This window comes from Streptomyces liliiviolaceus (assembly GCF_018070025.1).
Lineage (GTDB): Bacteria > Actinomycetota > Actinomycetes > Streptomycetales > Streptomycetaceae > Streptomyces > Streptomyces liliiviolaceus.
Map to the genome: position 1 here is coordinate 1,091,721 of NZ_JAGPYQ010000002.1, position 17,763 is coordinate 1,109,483.

Sequence of the window (17,763 nt, forward strand, 5' to 3'; positions counted from 1 at the left end):
GGGGTGAGCGCCCGGCTCGGACGCCTGGTCCGGGCCGAGCGGGGTGTGCGGATGCGCCCGTGGGGCCGCTTCGGCGTTACTGCAGATACGCCGGGGTGCCCACGGGCAACGTAAATCGGAATTCCGCGCCGCCCTCGGGGGCGCGGCCGACGGTGATGGTGCCGCCGTGGGCTTCCACGATGCCCTTGACGATGTACAGCCCAAGGCCGGTGCCGCCGCGCTTGCTGCCCCGCCAGAAGCGGGTGAAGACGCGGTTCATGGACTCCTCCGGGATGCCGGGGCCTTCGTCGCTCACCGTGACCGACGTGCAGACCTCTTCCCCTTCACGGGGCGAGGGCGCGGGCGCTACGTCGATGGTGACGGTTCCCTCGCCGTGCCGCACCGCATTTTCCAGCAGGTTGCTGAGCACCTGGTCGACCTTGTCGGGGTCGGCCCACAGGTCGGGCAGCGGCTGGCCGATGCGCAGCAGGAAGCGGTCGGCGGACTGCCCCGAGGCCACGTACGCCTGGATGTGGCGGCCGACCGCGGCGCCTATGTCCACCGGCTGGCGCCGTACCTCCAGGCGCCCGGAGTCGATGCGGGAGATGTCGAGGAGTTCGGCGATGAGGCGGGTGACCCGGTTGGCGTCCGCGTCGACCGTCTCCAGCATCAGCTTCTTCTGGTCGTCGGTGAAGCGCTCCCACTTGGCGAGCAGTGTGGCGGTGAAGCCCTTGACGGAGGTGAGCGGCGAGCGCAGTTCGTGGGCGACCGTGGCGATCAGCTCGGCGTGGCTGCGCTCGGTGCGGCGGCGGCCCTCGGTGTCGCGCAGCGAGACGACGACCCGGCGGACCGGGCCGAGGGGCCGCACCCGCATGTACCGCGCGGTGACCAGGACCTCCCGGCCGCCCGGCAGCAGGAGGTTGCGCTCGGGCTGTCCGACCCGGATCGCGAGCCCGCCGTACGGGTCGGTCAGCTGCCACCAGCGGCGGCCTTCGAGGTCCTCCAGCGGCAGGGCCCGCTCCAGATGGTGGCCGAGGGCCTCGGCGGCGGGGGTGGCGGTGATCCGGGCGGCGGCGGCGTTGAAGCAGATCACCCGGCCGCGCTCGTCGGCGATCACGAGGCCGTCGGGGAGGTCGTCGGGGTCGATGCCGAGTTCCGCGGGATCGGCGTGCCGGGGCGCGGGGGCGCTCCGCACCTCGTGTGCCCGCAGCGCGCTCTGCGCACCGCTCGTGCCGACACCCATCCCCGTACCCCACCTCTCGTCCGGCATCCGGGGCAACCTCCCTGCTCAAGCGCAGCCGAGAGCTTGGGGCGGGTCCCCGGGCCCGTCACCCTACTAGCTGGGAGTGACCGGACGGACCCCCTCAGGAACGAGCACGGCGGGCACGCTGCGCGCGAGCCGACGCGTAGAGACATACGGCGGCGGCCGTCGCGAGGTTCAGGCTTTCGGCCTTGCCGTGGATCGGGACGCGCACGACGGCGTCCGCCAGCGCACGCGTCTCGGCCGGGAGCCCCCACGCCTCGTTGCCGAAGACCCAGGCGGTCGGCCCGCCCATGGTGCCCTTGTCGAGCTCGTCGTCGAGGTCGTCCTCGCCCGCTCCGTCGGCGGCCAGGATGCGGACGCCGGCGTCCCTGAGCCCCTGCACGGCCTGTTCCACGGGGACGCCGACCGCGACGGGCAGATGGAACAGCGAGCCGACGGACGCCCGTACGGACTTGGGGTTGTAGAGGTCGACGGAGGCGTCGGTGAGGACGACGGCGTCGGCGCCGGCCGCGTCGGCGCAGCGCAGGACGGTGCCCGCGTTCCCGGGGTCCCGGACGTGGGCCAGGACGGCGACCAGCTTGGGCCGGGCCGCGACGATCTCCTCGAAGGGGGTGTCCAGGAAGCGGCAGATCCCGACGAGTCCCTGCGGGGTGACGGTCGTCGAGATGTCCGCGATGACGTCGTCGGCGGCGAGGTGCAGCCGGGCTCCGGCGGCCCGGGCCTCCCCCACGATGTCGGCGTACCGCTCGGCGGCGTCGACCGTGGCGAACAGTTCGACGAGCGCGGGGTCGGTGCCGACGCGGTGGGCGGCGGCCTCCCGCACGGCCTGGGGTCCCTCGGCGAGGAACAGCCGCTCCTTGCCCCGGAAGCTGCGCCTCGCGAGCCGCCGGGCGGCGGAGACGCGCTGCGAGCGGGGGGAGATCAGCTCGGGGCCGCTGGACATGGATTCACCTTCGGTTCACGGGCGGCGCGTACCGCTTGCCGCGCCGAGAGGGCTGCCCCTCTTGAAGATCTTGAAGAGAACACTCGGACAGATCAGACTCGGACAGAACACACTCGAACAAAACAAATGTGGGCCCGCAGCCCTGAGGCAAGCGAGCCCACACGAAGGTTCCGGCCGGGGCCAGCGCCAGCGTCACGCAGCCTTGGGCGCGTTGACGTCCGACGGCAGGGCCTTCTGCGCGACCTCGACGAGCGCGGCGAACGCGTTGGCGTCGTTGACGGCCAGCTCCGCGAGGATCTTGCGGTCCACCTCGATGTTGGCGGCGTTCAGACCCTGGATGAGGCGGTTGTACGTCATGCCGTTCTGGCGGGCCGCAGCGTTGATGCGCTGGATCCACAGCCGACGGAAGTCGCCCTTGCGCTTCTTGCGGTCGTTGTAGTTGTAGACCAGGGAGTGGGTGACCTGCTCCTTGGCCTTGCGGTACAGACGCGAACGCTGACCGCGGTAGCCGCTGGCGGCTTCGAGGATCGCCCGGCGCTTCTTGTGGGCGTTGACTGCCCGCTTGACGCGTGCCACTTTTTAACTCCTTGTAGCGGGACCGTGGTGGTCGTCACACGGTCCGAAATCGATGGGGTCCCGGTCCTGACGTGCGGCGCCGAAGCGCCGGACGTCACTTGCCGAGAAGCTTCTTGATCTTCTTGGCGTCGCCGGGGGCCATCTCGGCGTTGCCGGTGAGGCGGCGCGTCACGCGCGACGACTTGTGCTCAAGCAGGTGGCGCTTGCCGGCACGCTCGCGGAGCACCTTGCCGGAGCCGGTGATCTTGAAGCGCTTGCTGGCACCGCTGTGCGACTTGTTCTTCGGCATGGCGCCGTTCTCTCCTCGTCGGTGGCGTTCCTGTGCCCGGTCGTCAGACCGGGCACAACGGAACGTCATATGTATCGGTTGACGTCCCCGGACTCGCGTCCGGAAACCCCTGGGACTCGCACCCCGGGATCAGGCTTCGGCGGGAGCCTCTGCGGCCTCGGTCGCGGCGACCTCCTCGTCGGAGATGTCGTCACCCGCGTGGTTCTGCGACTTGCCCGGGTTGGCCTTCGCCTCCGCCTTGCGGGCCGCCTGGGCCTCGCGGGCTTCGGCCATCGCCTCTGTCTTCTTCTTGTGCGGGCCGAGAACCATGATCATGTTTCGGCCGTCCTGCTTCGGGTTCGACTCGACGAACCCGAGGTCCTCGACGTCCGAGGCGAGCCGCTGCAGCAGTCGGTAGCCGAGTTCCGGCCTGGACTGCTCGCGACCACGGAACATGATCGTGATCTTGACCTTGTCGCCCTGCTTGAGGAACCGGACGACGTGACCCTTCTTGGTGTCATAGTCGTGCGGGTCGATCTTCGGCCGGAGCTTCATCTCCTTGATGACCGTGTGCGCCTGGTTCTTGCGCGCCTCACGGGCCTTCATGGCCGACTCGTACTTGAACTTCCCGTAGTCCATGAGCTTGCAGACCGGCGGACGCGCGGTCGCGGCCACCTCGACCAGGTCGAGGTCGTATTCCTGCGCAAGCTCCAGGGCCTTGGCAAGCGGAACAATCCCGACCTGCTCACCGCTGGGACCGACAAGTCGTACCTCGGGAACGCGAATCCGGTCGTTGATGCGGGGCTCGGCGCTGATGGATCCTCCTCGGATAGCACCACACGGCTGTCTGGCAGACAGCTCGCGTACGTCTTCTCACTGAACCAACCGCCATGGGACATGAAAAATGCCCCGGACGGGACACAGGCGGTGGCTCCAAGGATGACCGGAGCACCGCCGCGGTCAACCGCGGGGCGCATATCCAGCGGCTCCATCGTCCGTACGGAACGATGGGGGTCGCCTGACCGGGTGACCCGCCTTCCCTGAGGATGGCCGGGTGGGAGTTCGGAGCCTCCACTTGTGGGCCGGGCACAGGAGTGTCCGGCCGGTCGTTACACAAGGTTAGCAGTTCCCCCCGGGTGGTGCGAATCGGTGTGCGGGCACCGGTTCCGGCTCGCCCGCGGAGGGAGCGCGCCCCTGCCGCGTGCGGGGGCCGACGGGCCTCGGCCCACGGGTCTGGGCCTATCGTGTGGGGCATGAGTGACACCCCTCCTGAGTCCCCCGGTTTCGACGACATGACCCGCGACATCGCCGAGGTCCCCGCGGTCGAGGTCCTGGTCACGGTCGCCGTGAACCTGATGAGCGCCGCCGCCGTGAAGCTCGGCCTGTCCGAGGAGGGCGACAAGTACAAGGACCTCGACGAGGCGCGCAAGCTGGTCCACGCCCTGGCCGGGCTGCTCGACGCGAGCGCGACCGAGATCAGCTCCTTCCACGCCTCGCCGCTGCGTGACGGCCTGAAGTCGCTGCAGCTGGCGTTCCGCGAGGCGTCGCTCGTCCCGGACGAGCCGGGCCAGGGCCCGGGCGAGAAGTACACGGGCCCGGTCTACGGCTGAGCCAGGGCCCCGAGACCCCGCTTCAAAATATCTAACTAACTAAATAAGTACTTACCGACGTACGTACAGGGGCTCGCCCGGTGGCGTCGCCTCGACCGGCAGAAGTGCCAGGTCGAGGCCGCGCACCAGGCGGGCCCTCAGTGTCTCGTCGGCCGCGAGCCGCCGGGCGACGGCCTGGGCGGTGCCGGCCGGGTCGGCGGCCTGATCCAGTACGAGGGCCAGGGTGCCGTCGGCCCGCCCGGGGCCGAGGTGGGCGCGGAGCACCAGGGACTCGGCGGCGACCGCGGCGCGTACCGCGGCGACCACGGCGGGGTCGGCGAGCGGATCCGTCGTCGTCCGCCCCTCGGCGAGCGCCAGCAGCGCCGGTCCCGTCAGCTCGTACGCGACCGGTCCCGCCAGGTCCAGGACGACCGTGTCGGCCTTCTCGTGCGCGGCGGCCTGGAGCGCCTGGTGCAGGGGTACGGCGACGGGGCGGGCCGCCGGGTCCCAGCGGGCCAGTGACTCGGTGGAGGTGAAGGCGGGCAGCGCGGTGCGGCCGCCGGCCTTCAGGGTGGGGACGGCCATGTCGCTGGTCTTCTCGCGCCGCAGGCCGTTCTCGTCCTCCTCGACCTCGCCGAGCACGGCGACCACGGGGACGAGGAGCCGCGCGTCCTTGAGGGCCTCAAGGACGGGGCCGTGCGCGGACCTGTCCTCGGCCCAGGCCGCGAGCGCCGCGCCCAGCCGGGGATCGGCGGAGCCGTCGTCGTCGGAGAAACCGGGGTCGGGGATGTTCTTGTTCGCCACGGGCACCGAGCCTATCGGGGGCGGTCGCCCGCCTGGTCCGCCGGGCCGACCGCGCGCTTTGCCCGTACTGCCCGTGCCTGCCCGCCTGGGAAACAGGCCGTTCACACGACTCAGGGGTTTCTCAGCGATCCCTGACACGCTTCTCACACGCGTCTAACCGGGCGCACAGTGCGACGGCCCAGGCTCGCGGCATGTTCCCTCACAGAGCCCGCCGGCACGGTGACCGCCCGTCCCGCGCCAGGCCGCTCGGGCACGTGGCGATCGCCTCCCTCGTCCTGCTCGGCGCCACGGCCTCGGGGGCGGTGTACGTGACGGCGCGGGCGCACGACGCCGGTGAACTCGTATCCTCCTCGGCGTCATCCCGTACGACGGCCACGAAGGAGGCGACGGTGGAGCCTGTGACGGCACCCACGTCCGCGGAGCCCACCCCCGTGTCCGGGGACGCGCTGCTCGCCGAGGCGATGGGCTCCGTAGCCGTCGAGGCCGGGGCGCGGCTGTCGGTGGCGGTGCTGGACACGGAGTCCGGGCGGAGCGCGGTGTACGGGGACGCGGCGTTCGACACCGCGAGCATCGTGAAGGCCGACATCCTGGCCTCGCTGCTGTTGCAGGCGCAGGACGCGGGGCGGGAGCTCACCGCGCAGGAGAGGACGTACGCCTCCGCGATGATCCGCGACAGCGACAACGCGTCCGCCACCGCGCTCTGGAAGGCGATCGGCCGGGCGCGAGGGCTGGCGGCGGCCAACGCGCGTCTCGGCCTCGACGGCACCGAGGGCGGGGACGGGGAGCTGTGGGGGCTGACGCAGACCACGGCCGCCGATCAACTCACCCTGCTGGGGCAGGTGTTCGGGGACGCGGCCGACTCGGAGCTGGACGAGGGCTCCCGGTCCTATGTGCAAGGGCTGATGGGTGACATCGCCGAGGGGCAGGACTGGGGGGTGTCGGCCGCGGGGCCGACCGGGTTCGCCCTGAAGAACGGGTGGCTGCCGCGGACCGCGACCGGGCTGTGGGACATCAACAGCGTCGGGCGGGTGGAGACGGACGGCCGCGCGTACCTCGTCGCGGTCCTGTCGGACGGCAACTCCACGAAGGCCGGGGGGATCTCGATGGTGGAGGCGGCGGCGAAGGCCGCCGTGAACGCCCTGGCGGAGGCCGGGAGCTGAGGCCTTCGGCAGGCCGCCGAGGCTTACGGGGTGTCGGGCTGGCGGGGCCGTCTGCTGCCTCGCCAGAGGATGGTCGCCACGACGAGCAGGACGCCGCCGACGCTGCCCGCCAGGGGTCCGGCCCAGGCCGTCGAGGGCCCGTCGTCCTCGGCGGTGTCGGGGCCCTTGCCGAAGTACTGGTCGGAGTTGGCCGCCGCCCTCAGGTTCTCCGGCTTCAGACCGGCCGCCGCCTTGATGGCCGCCGCGGGGTCCACGAAGCCGTACCCCAGGGAGTCGTCACGGCCGCCGGAGGGGGCGTTGCGGGCCGTGTCCTCAAGGAGGTCCTTGATCTGCGCCGGGGAGAGGCCGGGGTGGGCGGCCTTGATCAGGGCGACGGCGCCGGAGACGAAGGCCGAGGCGGCGCTCGTGCCCCAGCCCTCGTAGTACTTCCGGTCGGGGTCGGCTATCACCACGTCGACGCCGGGGGCGCTGACCGTGGCGTACCAGCGGCGGGTGGAGAACGAGGCGCGGGTTCCGTAGCGGTCGACGGCGGTCGCGGCGATCACGCCCGGGTAGGCCGCCGGGTAGGAGATGTGGTCGCCCTTCTCGCCGCCGTTCCCGGCCGAGGCGATGACGGCGGCGCCCTTCTTCAGGGCGTACTGCACGGCGGCGTCCTCGGCGGGCTCCGGGTGGGCGGACTTGGAGTCGTCGCCGAGGGAGAGGTTGATGACGTCGGCGCCGTGGTCGGCGGCCCAGCGGATGCCTTCGGCGAGGGCGTTGCCACGGGTGTTGCGGGCCTTGCTCCGAGCCGAGTCGCCGTCTTCGAGGATCACGCGGACGGGGAGGATCTTCGCCTCGGGGGCGATGCCCATCACTCCGTCGTCGTTGCCCGAACCGTGTCCGTGACCCGCGATGATGCCGGCCATCGCCGTGCCGTGCCGTGCCCAGGGGCGGTCTCCGCGGCCAGCGCCGAAACCGACCATGTCCTTGCCGTCGAGGACGTTGCCCGCGAGGTCCGGGTGTTCGTCGTCGACGCCCGTGTCCAGGACGGCGACCGTGATGCCCGCGCCCTTCGTCGTCCGCCACGCCTCGGTCGTGTGCATCGCCTCCAGCGCCCACTGCTTGGCGCGGATGCCGTCGGCGTGGGCGGCGGTGGAGGGCAGGAGGGCGAGACCGGCGGCCAGCGTGGCGACCAGCAGGCCCCTTCCGCGGGGTGCCCGACGGCTCATGAGGGCTTCTCCGTGGCCGAGTCGACGGTCTTGCGCAGGCTCCGCTCGACGCGGTCGGCGAGGCCCTGTGCGTCGTGGCCGAGGCCGGCCTGGGCGGGCACGGTGGTGGCGCCCGCCTTCGTCGCGTCCGCGGCGGGCTGCGGTTCGCCCACGGCACGGCCGTCGGCGAAGCCGGAGACCGCGTAGGTGACGACCGGGGCGTCGGTCAGGACCGACAGCGTCCATGACGCGCGCTGGTCGTCGCCGAAGTCCGCGGCGACGGTGCCCTTCGCCGCGTACGTACGGGGCATGAGGTCGCGCCGGTTGTCGAGCCTCTGCTCCTCGAAGCGGCGGTGCAGTACGGCCATGGCGGCGGAGTCGGCCTTCGTGAACAGCAGGCCGACCGTGGTGACGTGGCTGCGGGTCGCGTCCGTGTACGTGGCCCGCAGGAGGCGCAGGCAGCCGGCGGGCGCGAGGGCCTTCTGCAGGAGCGGGTCGAAGGCGTCGCCGCAGCCGCTGTCGGGCGCGACGGCGATACGGGTCCAGATGCGGTCGGAGCCGCCGGGGCCCGCGCCGTCGCCCTTGACCGTGGGCGGGAAGAGTTCGTCGACGGGCACGCTGTGCCACAGGTCTCCGGCCGCGGTGAACGCGTCCGGCGCCCCGGCTCCGTCCGAGCCGTCCCCGGTGAGCCAACTCCCCGTCAGCGCACCGCCGATGAGCCCGAGCCCCAGCACCACGCAGGCCGCGGCGGCGGCCACGCTGCTGCGCCGGCGGGGGCCCGTCGGACGCACCCGTGCGGTGTCGGCGTCGTACGTGTCTGGCTCCGCGAGGGACACGAACGGCCTGAGCGGCGGCTCGGCGGGCGGCGCGGGCGCGTGCCGGACGGCGCCCGCGAAGGGCTCCCCCGTGAAGGACTCACCGATGAACGGCTCACCTGGCCCGGACATCGTCCTGCCGGACGGGGCCGTGCGCGGCGGCGCCGGAGCGGGCTCGACGGGAGCGGGTTCGGCGGGGACGGGCTCGGCGGGAACGGGCCGCAACCGGGTCGTGGTCTCCGACGGAGCCTGCGCGGCCGCCGTACTCCGCCGCGCGAAGGACTGATGGGCCCCCGGCGCGAACGGCCGCAACGGCACCCCGGCCCCGTCCCGCTGCCCGACGTCACCACCGGCCGAACGGGACTCGGCCCGGTCGGGGGCCGGTCGCTGCGCGGTCTCGCCGCCGGTCGCTCGTGGGGCGGTCGTGGGGCGGGGCGGGGTGGGTCTTTCCGGACGGGGGGTGGTCGTGGGACGCGGTGGGGCCTCGGGCCGTCGGGGGCCCGGGGCGGAGCCGGGTTCGTTCGCGGGGCGGAGCGGGAAATCCTGCTGGTCGGCACGCGGAGGCCGCCCGGGAGCTCCGCCCGGACCCGACCGCGTACCCGCCTGGTCCGCCGGACGCGAGGCGGGACGTGACGGGGGCTGTGCCGACGGGGCCTGCGGTGCGGCGGGGGCGCTCGACCACGCGGTGCCTGCCATGGGGGCACGCGGTTCCGTCGTCGGACGCGGTGGAGCGGCGGCACGGCCCGCGTCCGTCCCGGGATCGGCGCCGGGGCGCGGCGTGACGCCCGCCCACTCGGCGCCTCCTCGCGGAACCCGCGGTTCCGCGTCGCGGGACAGGGTCCCCGTCCCGCCGGGCGGTACGTCGGGGAAGCGGGCCGAAGCCTGCGGGGGCGGGGCCGTCTCGGGGGTGTGGCGTTGCCCGCCGTCGCCGGGGCGGAGGTTCGGGAAACGCGAGGTTCCGGACGAGAAGGCGTCCCGGGGCCCGGCTTCCTCGGAGGGCCGCGGTCGCGGTGGCGCCCCGACCGGGCGGCGCGGCCCGAACCAGTCGCTCCCGGCGGGCTCCCCACCCTCGCGATCCGAGGTCGAAGCCGAGGCCGAGACCGGAGACGGGGGCGGAGGCGAGATCGGAGACGGGGGCGAGTCCGGTCGCGGGGCCGGGTCCGCGGGCCGGCCCGACGGCTCTCGGCCACCGTCCGTCGCAGACGTCCCCGGCGGCGTCGTCGGCCGCGGAGGAATGGAGGCGCGGCGCGCTTCCGTGCTCATGCACCCCCCGTTTCCTCGACCCCGGACGACCGAGACTGACCGAAGGAACCCCTCCGGATCCGTTCCCCGCTTGCGTGCGCGTCACTCTACGGGCTGACACCGTGCCCGTGGGAACCAGTCCGCAGGCCCGGGGCATCTGCCCGGAACGTCCCCCTACCCTGCGGTAATCCGGTCTGGCAGGCTTCGTACATGACAGCCCGCGCCACAGACCGAGCCCGCTACGACCGGGCCACCGCCCACCTTGACGCACCCGTCGCGATCGTGGACCTGGAGGCCTTCGACGCCAACGCGGACGATCTCGTACGGCGGGCGGCGGGCAAGCCCGTACGCGTCGCGAGCAAGTCGGTGCGCTGCCGGGCACTGCTCGAACGCGTCCTCGCCCGGGACGGCTTCGCCGGACTCATGTCCTACACGCTCGACGAGTCCCTGTGGCTGGCCCGCTCCGGTTTCGACGACGTACTGCTCGCCTACCCGTCCGCCGACCGGGCCGGGTACGCGACACTCACCGCCGATCCCAAACTCGCCGCCGCCGTGACCGTCATGATCGACGACCCTGCGCAGTTGCAACTGATCGACGACGCCCGGGACGGCGGGCGCGAAGAGGTCCGCGTCTGCCTGGAGTTGGACACCTCGCTGAAGATGTTCGGCGGCCGGGTCCGCGTCGGCGCCCGCCGCTCGCCCCTGTACTCCGCCGCCCAGGTCGCCGACATGGCGCGTACGGTCGCCCGCCGGCCCGGATTCCGGCTCGTCGGGATCATGGCGTACGAGGGGCACATCGCCGGAGTGGGCGACGCCCTGCGGGGGCGCCCTTTGCGGTCGCGTGCGATCCGGCTGATGCAGGCGACGGCCCGCAAGGAGCTGGCGCAGCGCCGGGCGGACGTCGTACGGGCGGTCCGGGCCGTCGCGCCGGACCTGGAGTTCGTCAACGGCGGCGGCACGGGCAGTGTCCAGCACACCGCGGCCGAGGACTCGGTGACGGAGATCGCCGCGGGGTCGGGACTGTACGTGCCGCGTCTCTTCGACAACTACACGTCGTTCAGCGGGCGTCCGGCCGCGCTCTTCGCGCAGCCCGTCGTGCGCCGGCCGGGGGTCGGGGTCGTGACCGTCCTCGGCGGCGGCTACCCGGCGTCGGGCGCCCCCGGCCCCGACCGGCTGCCCGTGCCGTACCTCCCCGAGGGGCTGAGGTACGACTCCCAGGAGGGCGCGGGCGAGGTGCAGACGCCCCTGCTGGGCGCGCCCGCCGACGATCTGCTGATCGGCGACAAGGTGTGGTTCCGGCACGCGAAGGCCGGGGAGCTGTGCGAGCGGTTCGACGTGCTGCACCTCGTGGAGGGCGACAGGGTGACGGCGTCGGTGCCGACGTACCGCGGCGAGGGCCACACGTTCCTGTAGTGCCCCGGCGCCGACTGCCCTCACGGCTTCCCGGCGTTATCGCGTGGGGCCGATGTCGCTGCCCACTCCCCCGCCCGTGTCCTCGTCGCCGACGGGCCGGATCCCCTTGGTGATCCGGTCCATGTCGGCGAGCGGCGGTCCCTCCGCGCCCGCGTCGAAGACGTACCGCACCATGACCAGCGACTCCGAGCCGACGCTGGACGGGAACGCCATCGACTGGACGTAGCCGCCGGGCCCCGCCTCGGTCTTCACGCGCCAGCGCACGAAGTACCCGGTGCGTCCCGCGACCGCGACCGGGCCCTGCTCGACGAGCCGGTGGGACGTGATGCCGTGGAAGGGCCGTTCGTCGACCTTGTTGCGGTCGTACGCCAGATCGGCCGCGTCGGAGATGTCGTCGCGGGCGAGCGCCGCGGTGGACTTCTCGTCGTTCGCGGTCACCGTGCGCGAGAAGACCGTGCCGTGGCGGCAGAGGCCGTCGTCGCCCGGGCAGTCGTACGTCCCGGGTGTGGTCATCACGATGTCGGTGTCGGACACGTTCTCGGGTCTGGCCCAGCCGTCGAGGAGCGGCAGGGTGATGCCGTTCAGCTCGTCCACGACGAGGTCGGGATCGGCGGACGGCTCCGGGGCGGACTGCGATGACTCCGAGGACGGGGACGGCGGGCTCGCCGGGACGGAGGCCGTGGACGCGGTCACCGCACCCGGGTCGCCGTCGCCGTCGTCCTTGCTCAGGACGACGGCGCCCGTGACGATGGCCGCGACGAGGACGGCCGCCGCGGTGGTGAGGGCGACCGCCTTGGCACGTCCGGAGCCGTCGGCCGCCTGCATCGGCACCGTCGGGGCCTGGCCGTACGCCTGCGGGTACGCCTGCTGCTGTTGATACTGCTGCTGGTGCGGTTCCTGTTGCAGTGTCCCGGGGGTGCGGCGGTGCTCGGTCCAGGCGGTCCCGTCCCACCAGCGCTCCGTGTCCGGGGCGGAGGGGTCCCGGTACCAGCCGGGCGGGGTCGTCATGCTCATCCCGGCACTCTAGGCGCCGCCCGGCACAGGCACAGGACCGTCCGCCCTACGGGCCCCGCAACGGTGTCCCGACCGGGCCCTACAGCGGTGTGACGTACGCGCCCGAGATCCCGCCGTCCACCAGGAAGTCCGTGGCGTTGACGAACGAGGAGTCGTCGCTGGCGAGGAAGGCGACCGCGGCGGCGATCTCGTCCGCCTCCGCGAACCGCCCGAGCGGAATGTGCACGAGGCGCCGCGCGGCCCGCTCCGGGTCCTTGGCGAACAGCTCCTGGAGAAGAGGGGTGTTGACGGGACCGGGGCACAGGGCGTTGACCCGGATGCCCTCGCGGGCGAACTGCACGCCCAGCTCACGGGTCATCGCCAGTACCCCGCCCTTGGACGCGGTGTACGAGATCTGCGAGGTCGCGGCGCCCATCCGGGCCACGAACGACGCGGTGTTGATGATCGACCCCTTGCCCTGGCGCCGCATGTAGGGGATCGCGGCCTTGCAGCACAGGTACACGGAGGTGAGGTTGACCTCCTGGACGCGCTTCCAGGCCTCCAGGCCGGTCTCCAGGATCGAGTCGTCGTCGGGCGGTGAGATGCCCGCGTTGTTGAAGGCGATGTCGACGGATCCGTAGGTGTCGTTCGCGGTCTCGAAGAGCGCTTCGACCTGGTCGGGGTCGGTGACGTCGACGTTGACGAAGATCCCGCCGATCTCGTCCGCGGCGGCCCGGCCCCGGGTCTCGTCGACGTCGCCGCAGACGACATGGGCGCCCTCGGAGGCGAGCCGGCGTGCGGTGGCGAGGCCGATCCCGCTGCCGGCGCCCGTGATGACGGCGGTACGGCCGACGAGACGGCGGCAGACGACGGCGTCGGTCGATGAGGTCGATACGGTCACTGTGCGGGGCCCTCCGTGCTGATGAAGACGTTCTTGGTCTCGGTGAAGGCGGTCAGGGCGTCCGGGCCGAGTTCGCGGCCGATGCCGGACTGCTTGAAGCCGCCGAAGGGGGTCCAGTAGCGGACGCTGGAGTGGGAGTTGACGGACAGGTTCCCGGCGCGGACGGCGCTCGACACGCGCAGGGCGCGGCCCACGTCCCGGGTCCAGATGGAGCCCGCGAGGCCGTACTCGGTGGCGTTGGCGAGCCGGATCGCGTCGGCCTCGTCCTCGAAGGGGAGGACCACGGCGACCGGCCCGAAGACCTCCTCGACGGCCACGCGCGCGTGGGGCTCGACCCCGGTCAGGACGGTGGGCGGGAACCAGAAACCGGGCCCCTCGGGAGCGGTGCCCCGGATACCGGCCAGGTCGTCGGTGACGTACGACCGTACGCGGTCCAGCTGGGCCCGGGAGATCAGCGGGCCCATGGCGGTCTTCTCGTCGGACGGGTCGCCGACGACGACGGACTCGATCGCGGGGGCGAGGAGTTCGAGGAAGCGGTCGTAGACCGGACGCTGGACGAGGATGCGGGTGCGGGCGCAGCAGTCCTGGCCGGAGTTGTCGAGGAAGGACATCGGGGTGGCCGCCGCGGCGGCCTCGATGTCGGCGTCGGCGAAGACGATGTTGGGGCTCTTGCCGCCGAGTTCGAGGGTGACGCGCTTGAGGCGCGCCGCTCCCTTGGCCAGCACCTGTTTGCCGACGGTCGTCGACCCCGTGAAGACGATCTTCGCGACACCGGGGTGCTCGACCAGCGCGTCGCCCGTGACGGGGCCCGCGCCCGGCAGGACCTGGAACAGATGCTCGGGAAGGCCTGCCTCCAGGGCGAGTTCGGCCAGTCGCAGGGCCGTCAGCGGGGTCGTCTCGGCCGGCTTGAGGATGACTGCGTTCCCGGCGGCGAGCGCGGGGGCCGTGCCCCAGGCGGCGATCGGCATGGGGAAGTTCCAGGGCGCGATGACGGCGACCACGCCCAGCGGTTCGAGGATCGTGACGTCGAGGCCGCCCGCCACCGGGATCTGGCGGCCGGTCAGCCGTTCCACTCCCCCGGCCGCGTAGTCGAGCAGATCGCGGACGTTGCCCGCCTCCCAGCGGGCGTTGCCGAGGGTGTGCCCGGCCTCCCTGACCTCCAGCCGGGCGAGTTCTTCGAGGTGTTCGTCGACGGCGACGGCGAAGCGGCGCAGCAGCCGGGCCCGTTCGCCCGGCGCGAGGGCGGCCCAGCGGACCTGCGCCGCACCGGCCCGTACGACGGCCGCGTCGACGTCCGCGGGACCGGCACCCGGGACGGTGGCGACGACTTCCTCGGTGGCCGGATCGAGGACGAGAAGTTCATGTTCGCCGGGCGGGGACGGGGTGTGCGACAACGAAGGACCTCTCACATGCGTTCGAAGGAGCGGCGCAGCTCCCAGTCGGTCACCGCGGCGTCGAAGGCGTCCAGTTCGACGCGCGCCATGTTGCGGTAGTGGGCGACCACCTCGTCACCGAAGGCGGCCCGGGCGACGGGGCTGTTCTCCCAGACCTCGGCGGCCTCGCGCAGGGTGGTGGGCACGTGCGCGTAGTCCGCGGTGTACGCGTTCCCCGTGCACGCCTCGGGCAGTTCCAGCTTGTGCTCGATGCCGTACAGCCCGGCCGCGACGAGTCCCGCGACGGCCAGATGCGGATTGACGTCGCCGCCGGGGAGCCGGTTCTCGAAGCGCATCGAACGGCCGTGCCCGACGACTCGCAGCGCGCAGGTGCGGTTGTCGTACCCCCAGGCGACGGCGGTCGGCGCGAACGAGCCGGGCTGGAAGCGCTTGTACGAGTTGATGTTGGGCGCGTACAGGAGGGAGAAGTCCCGGAGCGCTGCGAGCTGCCCGGCGAGGAAGTACCGCATGACCTGCGACATGCCGCCCTCGCCGTCACCGGCCATCCTGTTCGTGCCGTCGGCGTCGGCGAGGGAGAGGTGGATGTGGCAGGAGTTGCCCTCGCGCTCGTTGTACTTGGCCATGAAGGTGAGCGAGACCCCCTCCTGGGAGGCGATCTCCTTGGCGCCGGTCTTGTAGATGGCGTGCTGGTCGCAGGTGACCAGGGCCTCGTCGTACTTGAACGCGATCTCGTGCTGCCCGGGGTTGCACTCGCCCTTGGCGGACTCGACGGTCAGCCCGGCCGCCGCCATCTCGTTGCGGATACGCCGCAACAGAGGTTCGATGCGTCCGGTACCGAGCACCGAATAGTCGATGTTGTACTGGTTCGCGGGCGTCAGTCCCCGGTAGTTGGCGTCCCAGGCGTGCTCGTAGGTGTCCTTGAAGACGATGAACTCCAGCTCGGTGCCCACCTGTGCGGTGAAGCCGTGCTCGGCGAGCCGCTCCAGCTGGCGGCGCAGGATCTGCCGGGGCGCGGCCACGACGGGCGAGCCGTCGTTCCAGGCGAGGTCGGCGACGAGCATGGCCGTGCCCTCGTTCCAGGGCACCCGGCGGAGGGTGGCCAGGTCCGGGTGCATGGCGAAGTCGCCGTAACCACGCTCCCAGGACGACATCTCGTAGCCGTCGACCGTGTTCATGTCGGCGTCGACCGCGAGGAGGTAGTTGCAGCCCTCCGTGCCGTGTCTCAGGACGTCGTCGAGGAAGAAGCGTGCGGCGAACCGCTTGCCCTGGAGCCGGCCCTGCATGTCCGGGAAGGCCAGGACGACCGTGTCGATCTCGCCGCTCGCGACGAGGGCGTGCAACTCCTCGACGGAAAGCGGGGGTGTGCGGTCTGCCACGGAAAGGGCCTCCTTCGGTTCGGCCAGGAACCTTCCCCCGGCCATCCCCTGCCATCTCTGGCCGTCGATGATCGGCAATGGCCCTAAGGTATTGCGGGGAACCATTGCTTGGGAAGGGGGCGCGGCCGGATGCCGGACTCTGATCCACACGGCCACGGCGACCGGCTGGCGCCGGTGCTGCGGCCGGTGCGCGCGGGCAACGGCTTCGAGGAGGCGCTGGAGCAGATCCTCCAGGTCGTCCGGCTGGGTCTGGTCGCCGGGGGTGAACGGCTGCCCGCCGAGCGGGAGTTGGCGCAGCGGCTCGGGATCAGCCGGGTGACGCTCCGGGAGGTCCTGAAGGTGCTGCAGGACCAGGGGCTCGTCGAGTCCCGGCGCGGCCGGTACGGGGGCACCTTCGTACGGGTCCGTCCCGAGGCGACCGGGGCGACGGGCGGGGCCGCCCTGCGCAGGCGCGTCGAGGGGGTCGAGGGCATCGACATCGAGGACGTACTGCGCTTCCGTGAGGTGCTGGAGGTCGGCGCGGCGGAACTCTGCGCGGCCCACGGGCTCTCCGGGGCGCGGGCCGGGCTCCTGCGCGATGCGCTGGCCCGCACGCAGGACGCTCCGCTGGCGGAGTACCGGCGCCTGGACACCCTCCTCCACCTCACCCTCGCGGAGCTGTCCGGTTCGCCGACCCTCACCGCCCAGTACGCGGCCGTCCGCTCGACCGTGAACGACCTCCTCGACTGCATCCCCCTGCTGGTACGCAACCTGGAGCATTCGCAGCGGCAGCACGCGGCGCTGGTCGAGGCGGTGCTGGCCGGGGACGCGGACGGGGCGCGCGGGGCGATGCGTGAGCACTGCGCGGGTACGGCTGCGCTGCTGCGCGGCTTCCTGACGTAACCGGGCACTCGGCCGGTTCATTGGCAAAGGTATGAGTTCGCAGTCTTTGGACGACTCTCGGCGGGAGTGGTGGATGTGGGGAGCGCGGGGACGGCCGACCGGCCGCTGATCGGGGTCAGTACGTATCTGGAGACGGCGCGGTGGGGGGTGTGGGAGCTGGAGGCGGCACTGTTGCCGGCCGGCTATCCGCGGCTGGTCCAGGCGGCGGGCGGGCTGGCCGCGATGCTGCCGCCCGATGATCCTGCGTACGCCGCGGGGGTCGTGGCCCGGCTCGACGGGCTGGTGATCGCGGGCGGCCCCGATGTGGACCCGTCCCGGTACGGGGCCGAGCGCGACCCGCGCTGCGGGCCCGAGGCGCGGGCGCGTGACGGCTGGGAGCTCGCGCTGATCGAGGCGGCGCTGGCGTCCGGGACGCCGTTGCTCGGCATCTGCCGGGGGATGCAGCTGCTGAACGTCGCGCTCGGCGGGACGCTCGTGCAGCACATCGACGGGCATGTCGAGGCGGTGGGGGTGTTCGGACGGCACGTGGTGAAGCCGGTGCCGGGGTCGCTCTGCGCGGCCCTGCTCGGCGCTGAGGCGTCGTCCGTGCCGACGTATCACCACCAGGCGGTGGGGCGGATGGGGACGGGGCTCGTGGCGAGCGCGTTCGCGGAGGACGGCACGGTGGAGGCGGTGGAACTACCTGGCCCCGGATGGACCCTGGGAGTCCAATGGCACCCGGAGATGGGGGTGGACCTGCGGGTGATGAAGGGCTTGGTACACAGGTCGACCCCTTCGGCGCCCTGACCCTGGGCCCGGGGGCCGGCTTGAGTGTCGACTGCGGGCGGGTGGGGCGCGCGCCCGGGGGCCCACCGGGCGGTTTGTGTCTGCGGGTCCGCTGTGGCTGGTCGCGCAGTTCCCCGCGCCCCTAGGGGGTGGGGGCTGCGGCGAGTTGTCGGCTGGACGCCGATGGGGGCCGGGGGAGCTGCGGTGGGTTG

17 protein-coding genes and 1 pseudogene are annotated in these 17,763 nt (G+C 72.5%); 6 read left to right on the top strand and 12 right to left on the bottom strand.

Annotated elements, in window-relative coordinates; genetic code table 11:
* Positions 1-76: 76 nt before the first annotated feature.
* From J8N05_RS40195 to infC, 5 genes and pseudogenes are all read right to left on the bottom strand, one after another.
* Positions 77-1,222, bottom strand: a complete 1,146-nt coding sequence (locus tag J8N05_RS40195) for a sensor histidine kinase (RefSeq protein ID WP_210894180.1) — start codon at positions 1,220-1,222, stop codon at positions 77-79.
* 121 nt (positions 1,223-1,343) lie between these two features.
* Positions 1,344-2,186 carry a TrmH family RNA methyltransferase gene (locus J8N05_RS40200; protein ID WP_210892002.1) on the bottom strand — a complete coding sequence of 281 codons (843 nt, stop codon included), beginning with the start codon at positions 2,184-2,186 and terminating at the stop codon, positions 1,344-1,346.
* A gap of 192 nt (positions 2,187-2,378) precedes the next feature.
* Positions 2,379-2,762 carry a 50S ribosomal protein L20 gene (rplT, locus tag J8N05_RS40205; protein ID WP_024494113.1) on the bottom strand — a complete coding sequence of 128 codons (384 nt, stop codon included), beginning with the start codon at positions 2,760-2,762 and terminating at the stop codon, positions 2,379-2,381.
* A gap of 94 nt (positions 2,763-2,856) precedes the next feature.
* Complete coding sequence (gene rpmI / locus J8N05_RS40210; RefSeq protein WP_019065473.1) at positions 2,857-3,051, bottom strand: 50S ribosomal protein L35; 195 nt, start codon at positions 3,049-3,051, stop codon at positions 2,857-2,859.
* Positions 3,052-3,180: 129 nt separating this feature from the next.
* A pseudogene (gene infC, locus J8N05_RS40215) lies at positions 3,181-3,871 on the bottom strand (translation initiation factor IF-3).
* 412 nt (positions 3,872-4,283) lie between these two features.
* Between infC and J8N05_RS40220 the strand changes: the two are divergent.
* A complete protein-coding gene (locus J8N05_RS40220; protein WP_107019820.1) occupies positions 4,284-4,640 on the top strand; it encodes a DUF1844 domain-containing protein in 357 nt (118 codons plus the stop codon).
* Between the two features lie 51 nt (positions 4,641-4,691).
* Here the strand turns inward: J8N05_RS40220 and J8N05_RS40225 are convergent, their stop codons facing one another.
* Complete coding sequence (locus J8N05_RS40225; RefSeq protein WP_210892004.1) at positions 4,692-5,423, bottom strand: SseB family protein; 732 nt, start codon at positions 5,421-5,423, stop codon at positions 4,692-4,694.
* Positions 5,424-5,614: 191 nt separating this feature from the next.
* Between J8N05_RS40225 and J8N05_RS40230 the strand changes: the two genes are divergently transcribed.
* Positions 5,615-6,583, top strand: coding sequence for a serine hydrolase (locus tag J8N05_RS40230; protein WP_210892006.1), 969 nt, complete (start codon positions 5,615-5,617; stop codon positions 6,581-6,583).
* A 23-nt stretch (positions 6,584-6,606) separates the two neighbouring features.
* On the opposite strand, the gene mycP is transcribed toward J8N05_RS40230, so the two are convergent.
* Together mycP and J8N05_RS40240 are read right to left on the bottom strand one after the other, a co-directional pair.
* Positions 6,607-7,791 (bottom strand): type VII secretion-associated serine protease mycosin, encoded by a 1,185-nt coding sequence (gene mycP / locus J8N05_RS40235; protein WP_210892008.1) that lies wholly within the window; start codon positions 7,789-7,791, stop codon positions 6,607-6,609.
* Positions 7,788-8,717: a hypothetical protein gene (locus J8N05_RS40240; protein ID WP_247706882.1), complete on the bottom strand. Its 930-nt coding sequence runs from the start codon at positions 8,715-8,717 to the stop codon at positions 7,788-7,790. The genes mycP and J8N05_RS40240 overlap by 4 nt, the downstream gene beginning before the upstream one ends.
* Here J8N05_RS40240 and J8N05_RS40245 point away from each other — a divergent pair.
* On the top strand, positions 8,692-8,871 hold the full coding sequence (locus tag J8N05_RS40245) for a hypothetical protein (protein ID WP_210892010.1): 180 nt from the start codon (positions 8,692-8,694) through the stop codon (positions 8,869-8,871). The genes J8N05_RS40240 and J8N05_RS40245 overlap by 26 nt on opposite strands.
* Before the next feature lie 1,166 nt (positions 8,872-10,037).
* On the top strand, positions 10,038-11,240 hold the full coding sequence (locus J8N05_RS40250) for an amino acid deaminase/aldolase (RefSeq protein WP_210892012.1): 1,203 nt from the start codon (positions 10,038-10,040) through the stop codon (positions 11,238-11,240).
* A 36-nt stretch (positions 11,241-11,276) separates the two neighbouring features.
* Here the strand turns inward: J8N05_RS40250 and J8N05_RS40255 are convergent, their stop codons facing one another.
* From J8N05_RS40255 to J8N05_RS40270, 4 genes are all read right to left on the bottom strand, one after another.
* Positions 11,277-12,254, bottom strand: coding sequence for a DUF2510 domain-containing protein (locus J8N05_RS40255; protein ID WP_407700005.1), 978 nt, complete (start codon positions 12,252-12,254; stop codon positions 11,277-11,279).
* A gap of 79 nt (positions 12,255-12,333) precedes the next feature.
* Positions 12,334-13,134 (bottom strand): 3-oxoacyl-ACP reductase, encoded by an 801-nt coding sequence (locus J8N05_RS40260; protein ID WP_210892014.1) that lies wholly within the window; start codon positions 13,132-13,134, stop codon positions 12,334-12,336.
* A complete protein-coding gene (locus J8N05_RS40265; RefSeq protein WP_210892015.1) occupies positions 13,131-14,528 on the bottom strand; it encodes an aldehyde dehydrogenase family protein in 1,398 nt (465 codons plus the stop codon). The genes J8N05_RS40260 and J8N05_RS40265 overlap by 4 nt, the downstream gene beginning before the upstream one ends.
* 11 nt (positions 14,529-14,539) lie before the next feature.
* A complete protein-coding gene (locus tag J8N05_RS40270; RefSeq protein ID WP_210892017.1) occupies positions 14,540-15,904 on the bottom strand; it encodes a glutamine synthetase family protein in 1,365 nt (454 codons plus the stop codon).
* 129 nt (positions 15,905-16,033) lie between these two features.
* On the opposite strand from J8N05_RS40270, the gene J8N05_RS40275 reads away from it, so the two are divergent.
* Both J8N05_RS40275 and J8N05_RS40280 read left to right on the top strand, forming a co-directional pair.
* Positions 16,034-16,786: a FadR/GntR family transcriptional regulator gene (locus J8N05_RS40275; protein WP_210892019.1), complete on the top strand. Its 753-nt coding sequence runs from the start codon at positions 16,034-16,036 to the stop codon at positions 16,784-16,786.
* Positions 16,787-16,852: 66 nt separating this feature from the next.
* Positions 16,853-17,572, top strand: coding sequence for a gamma-glutamyl-gamma-aminobutyrate hydrolase family protein (locus J8N05_RS40280; protein WP_247706883.1), 720 nt, complete (start codon positions 16,853-16,855; stop codon positions 17,570-17,572).
* The last annotated feature ends 191 nt before the right edge of the window (positions 17,573-17,763 follow it).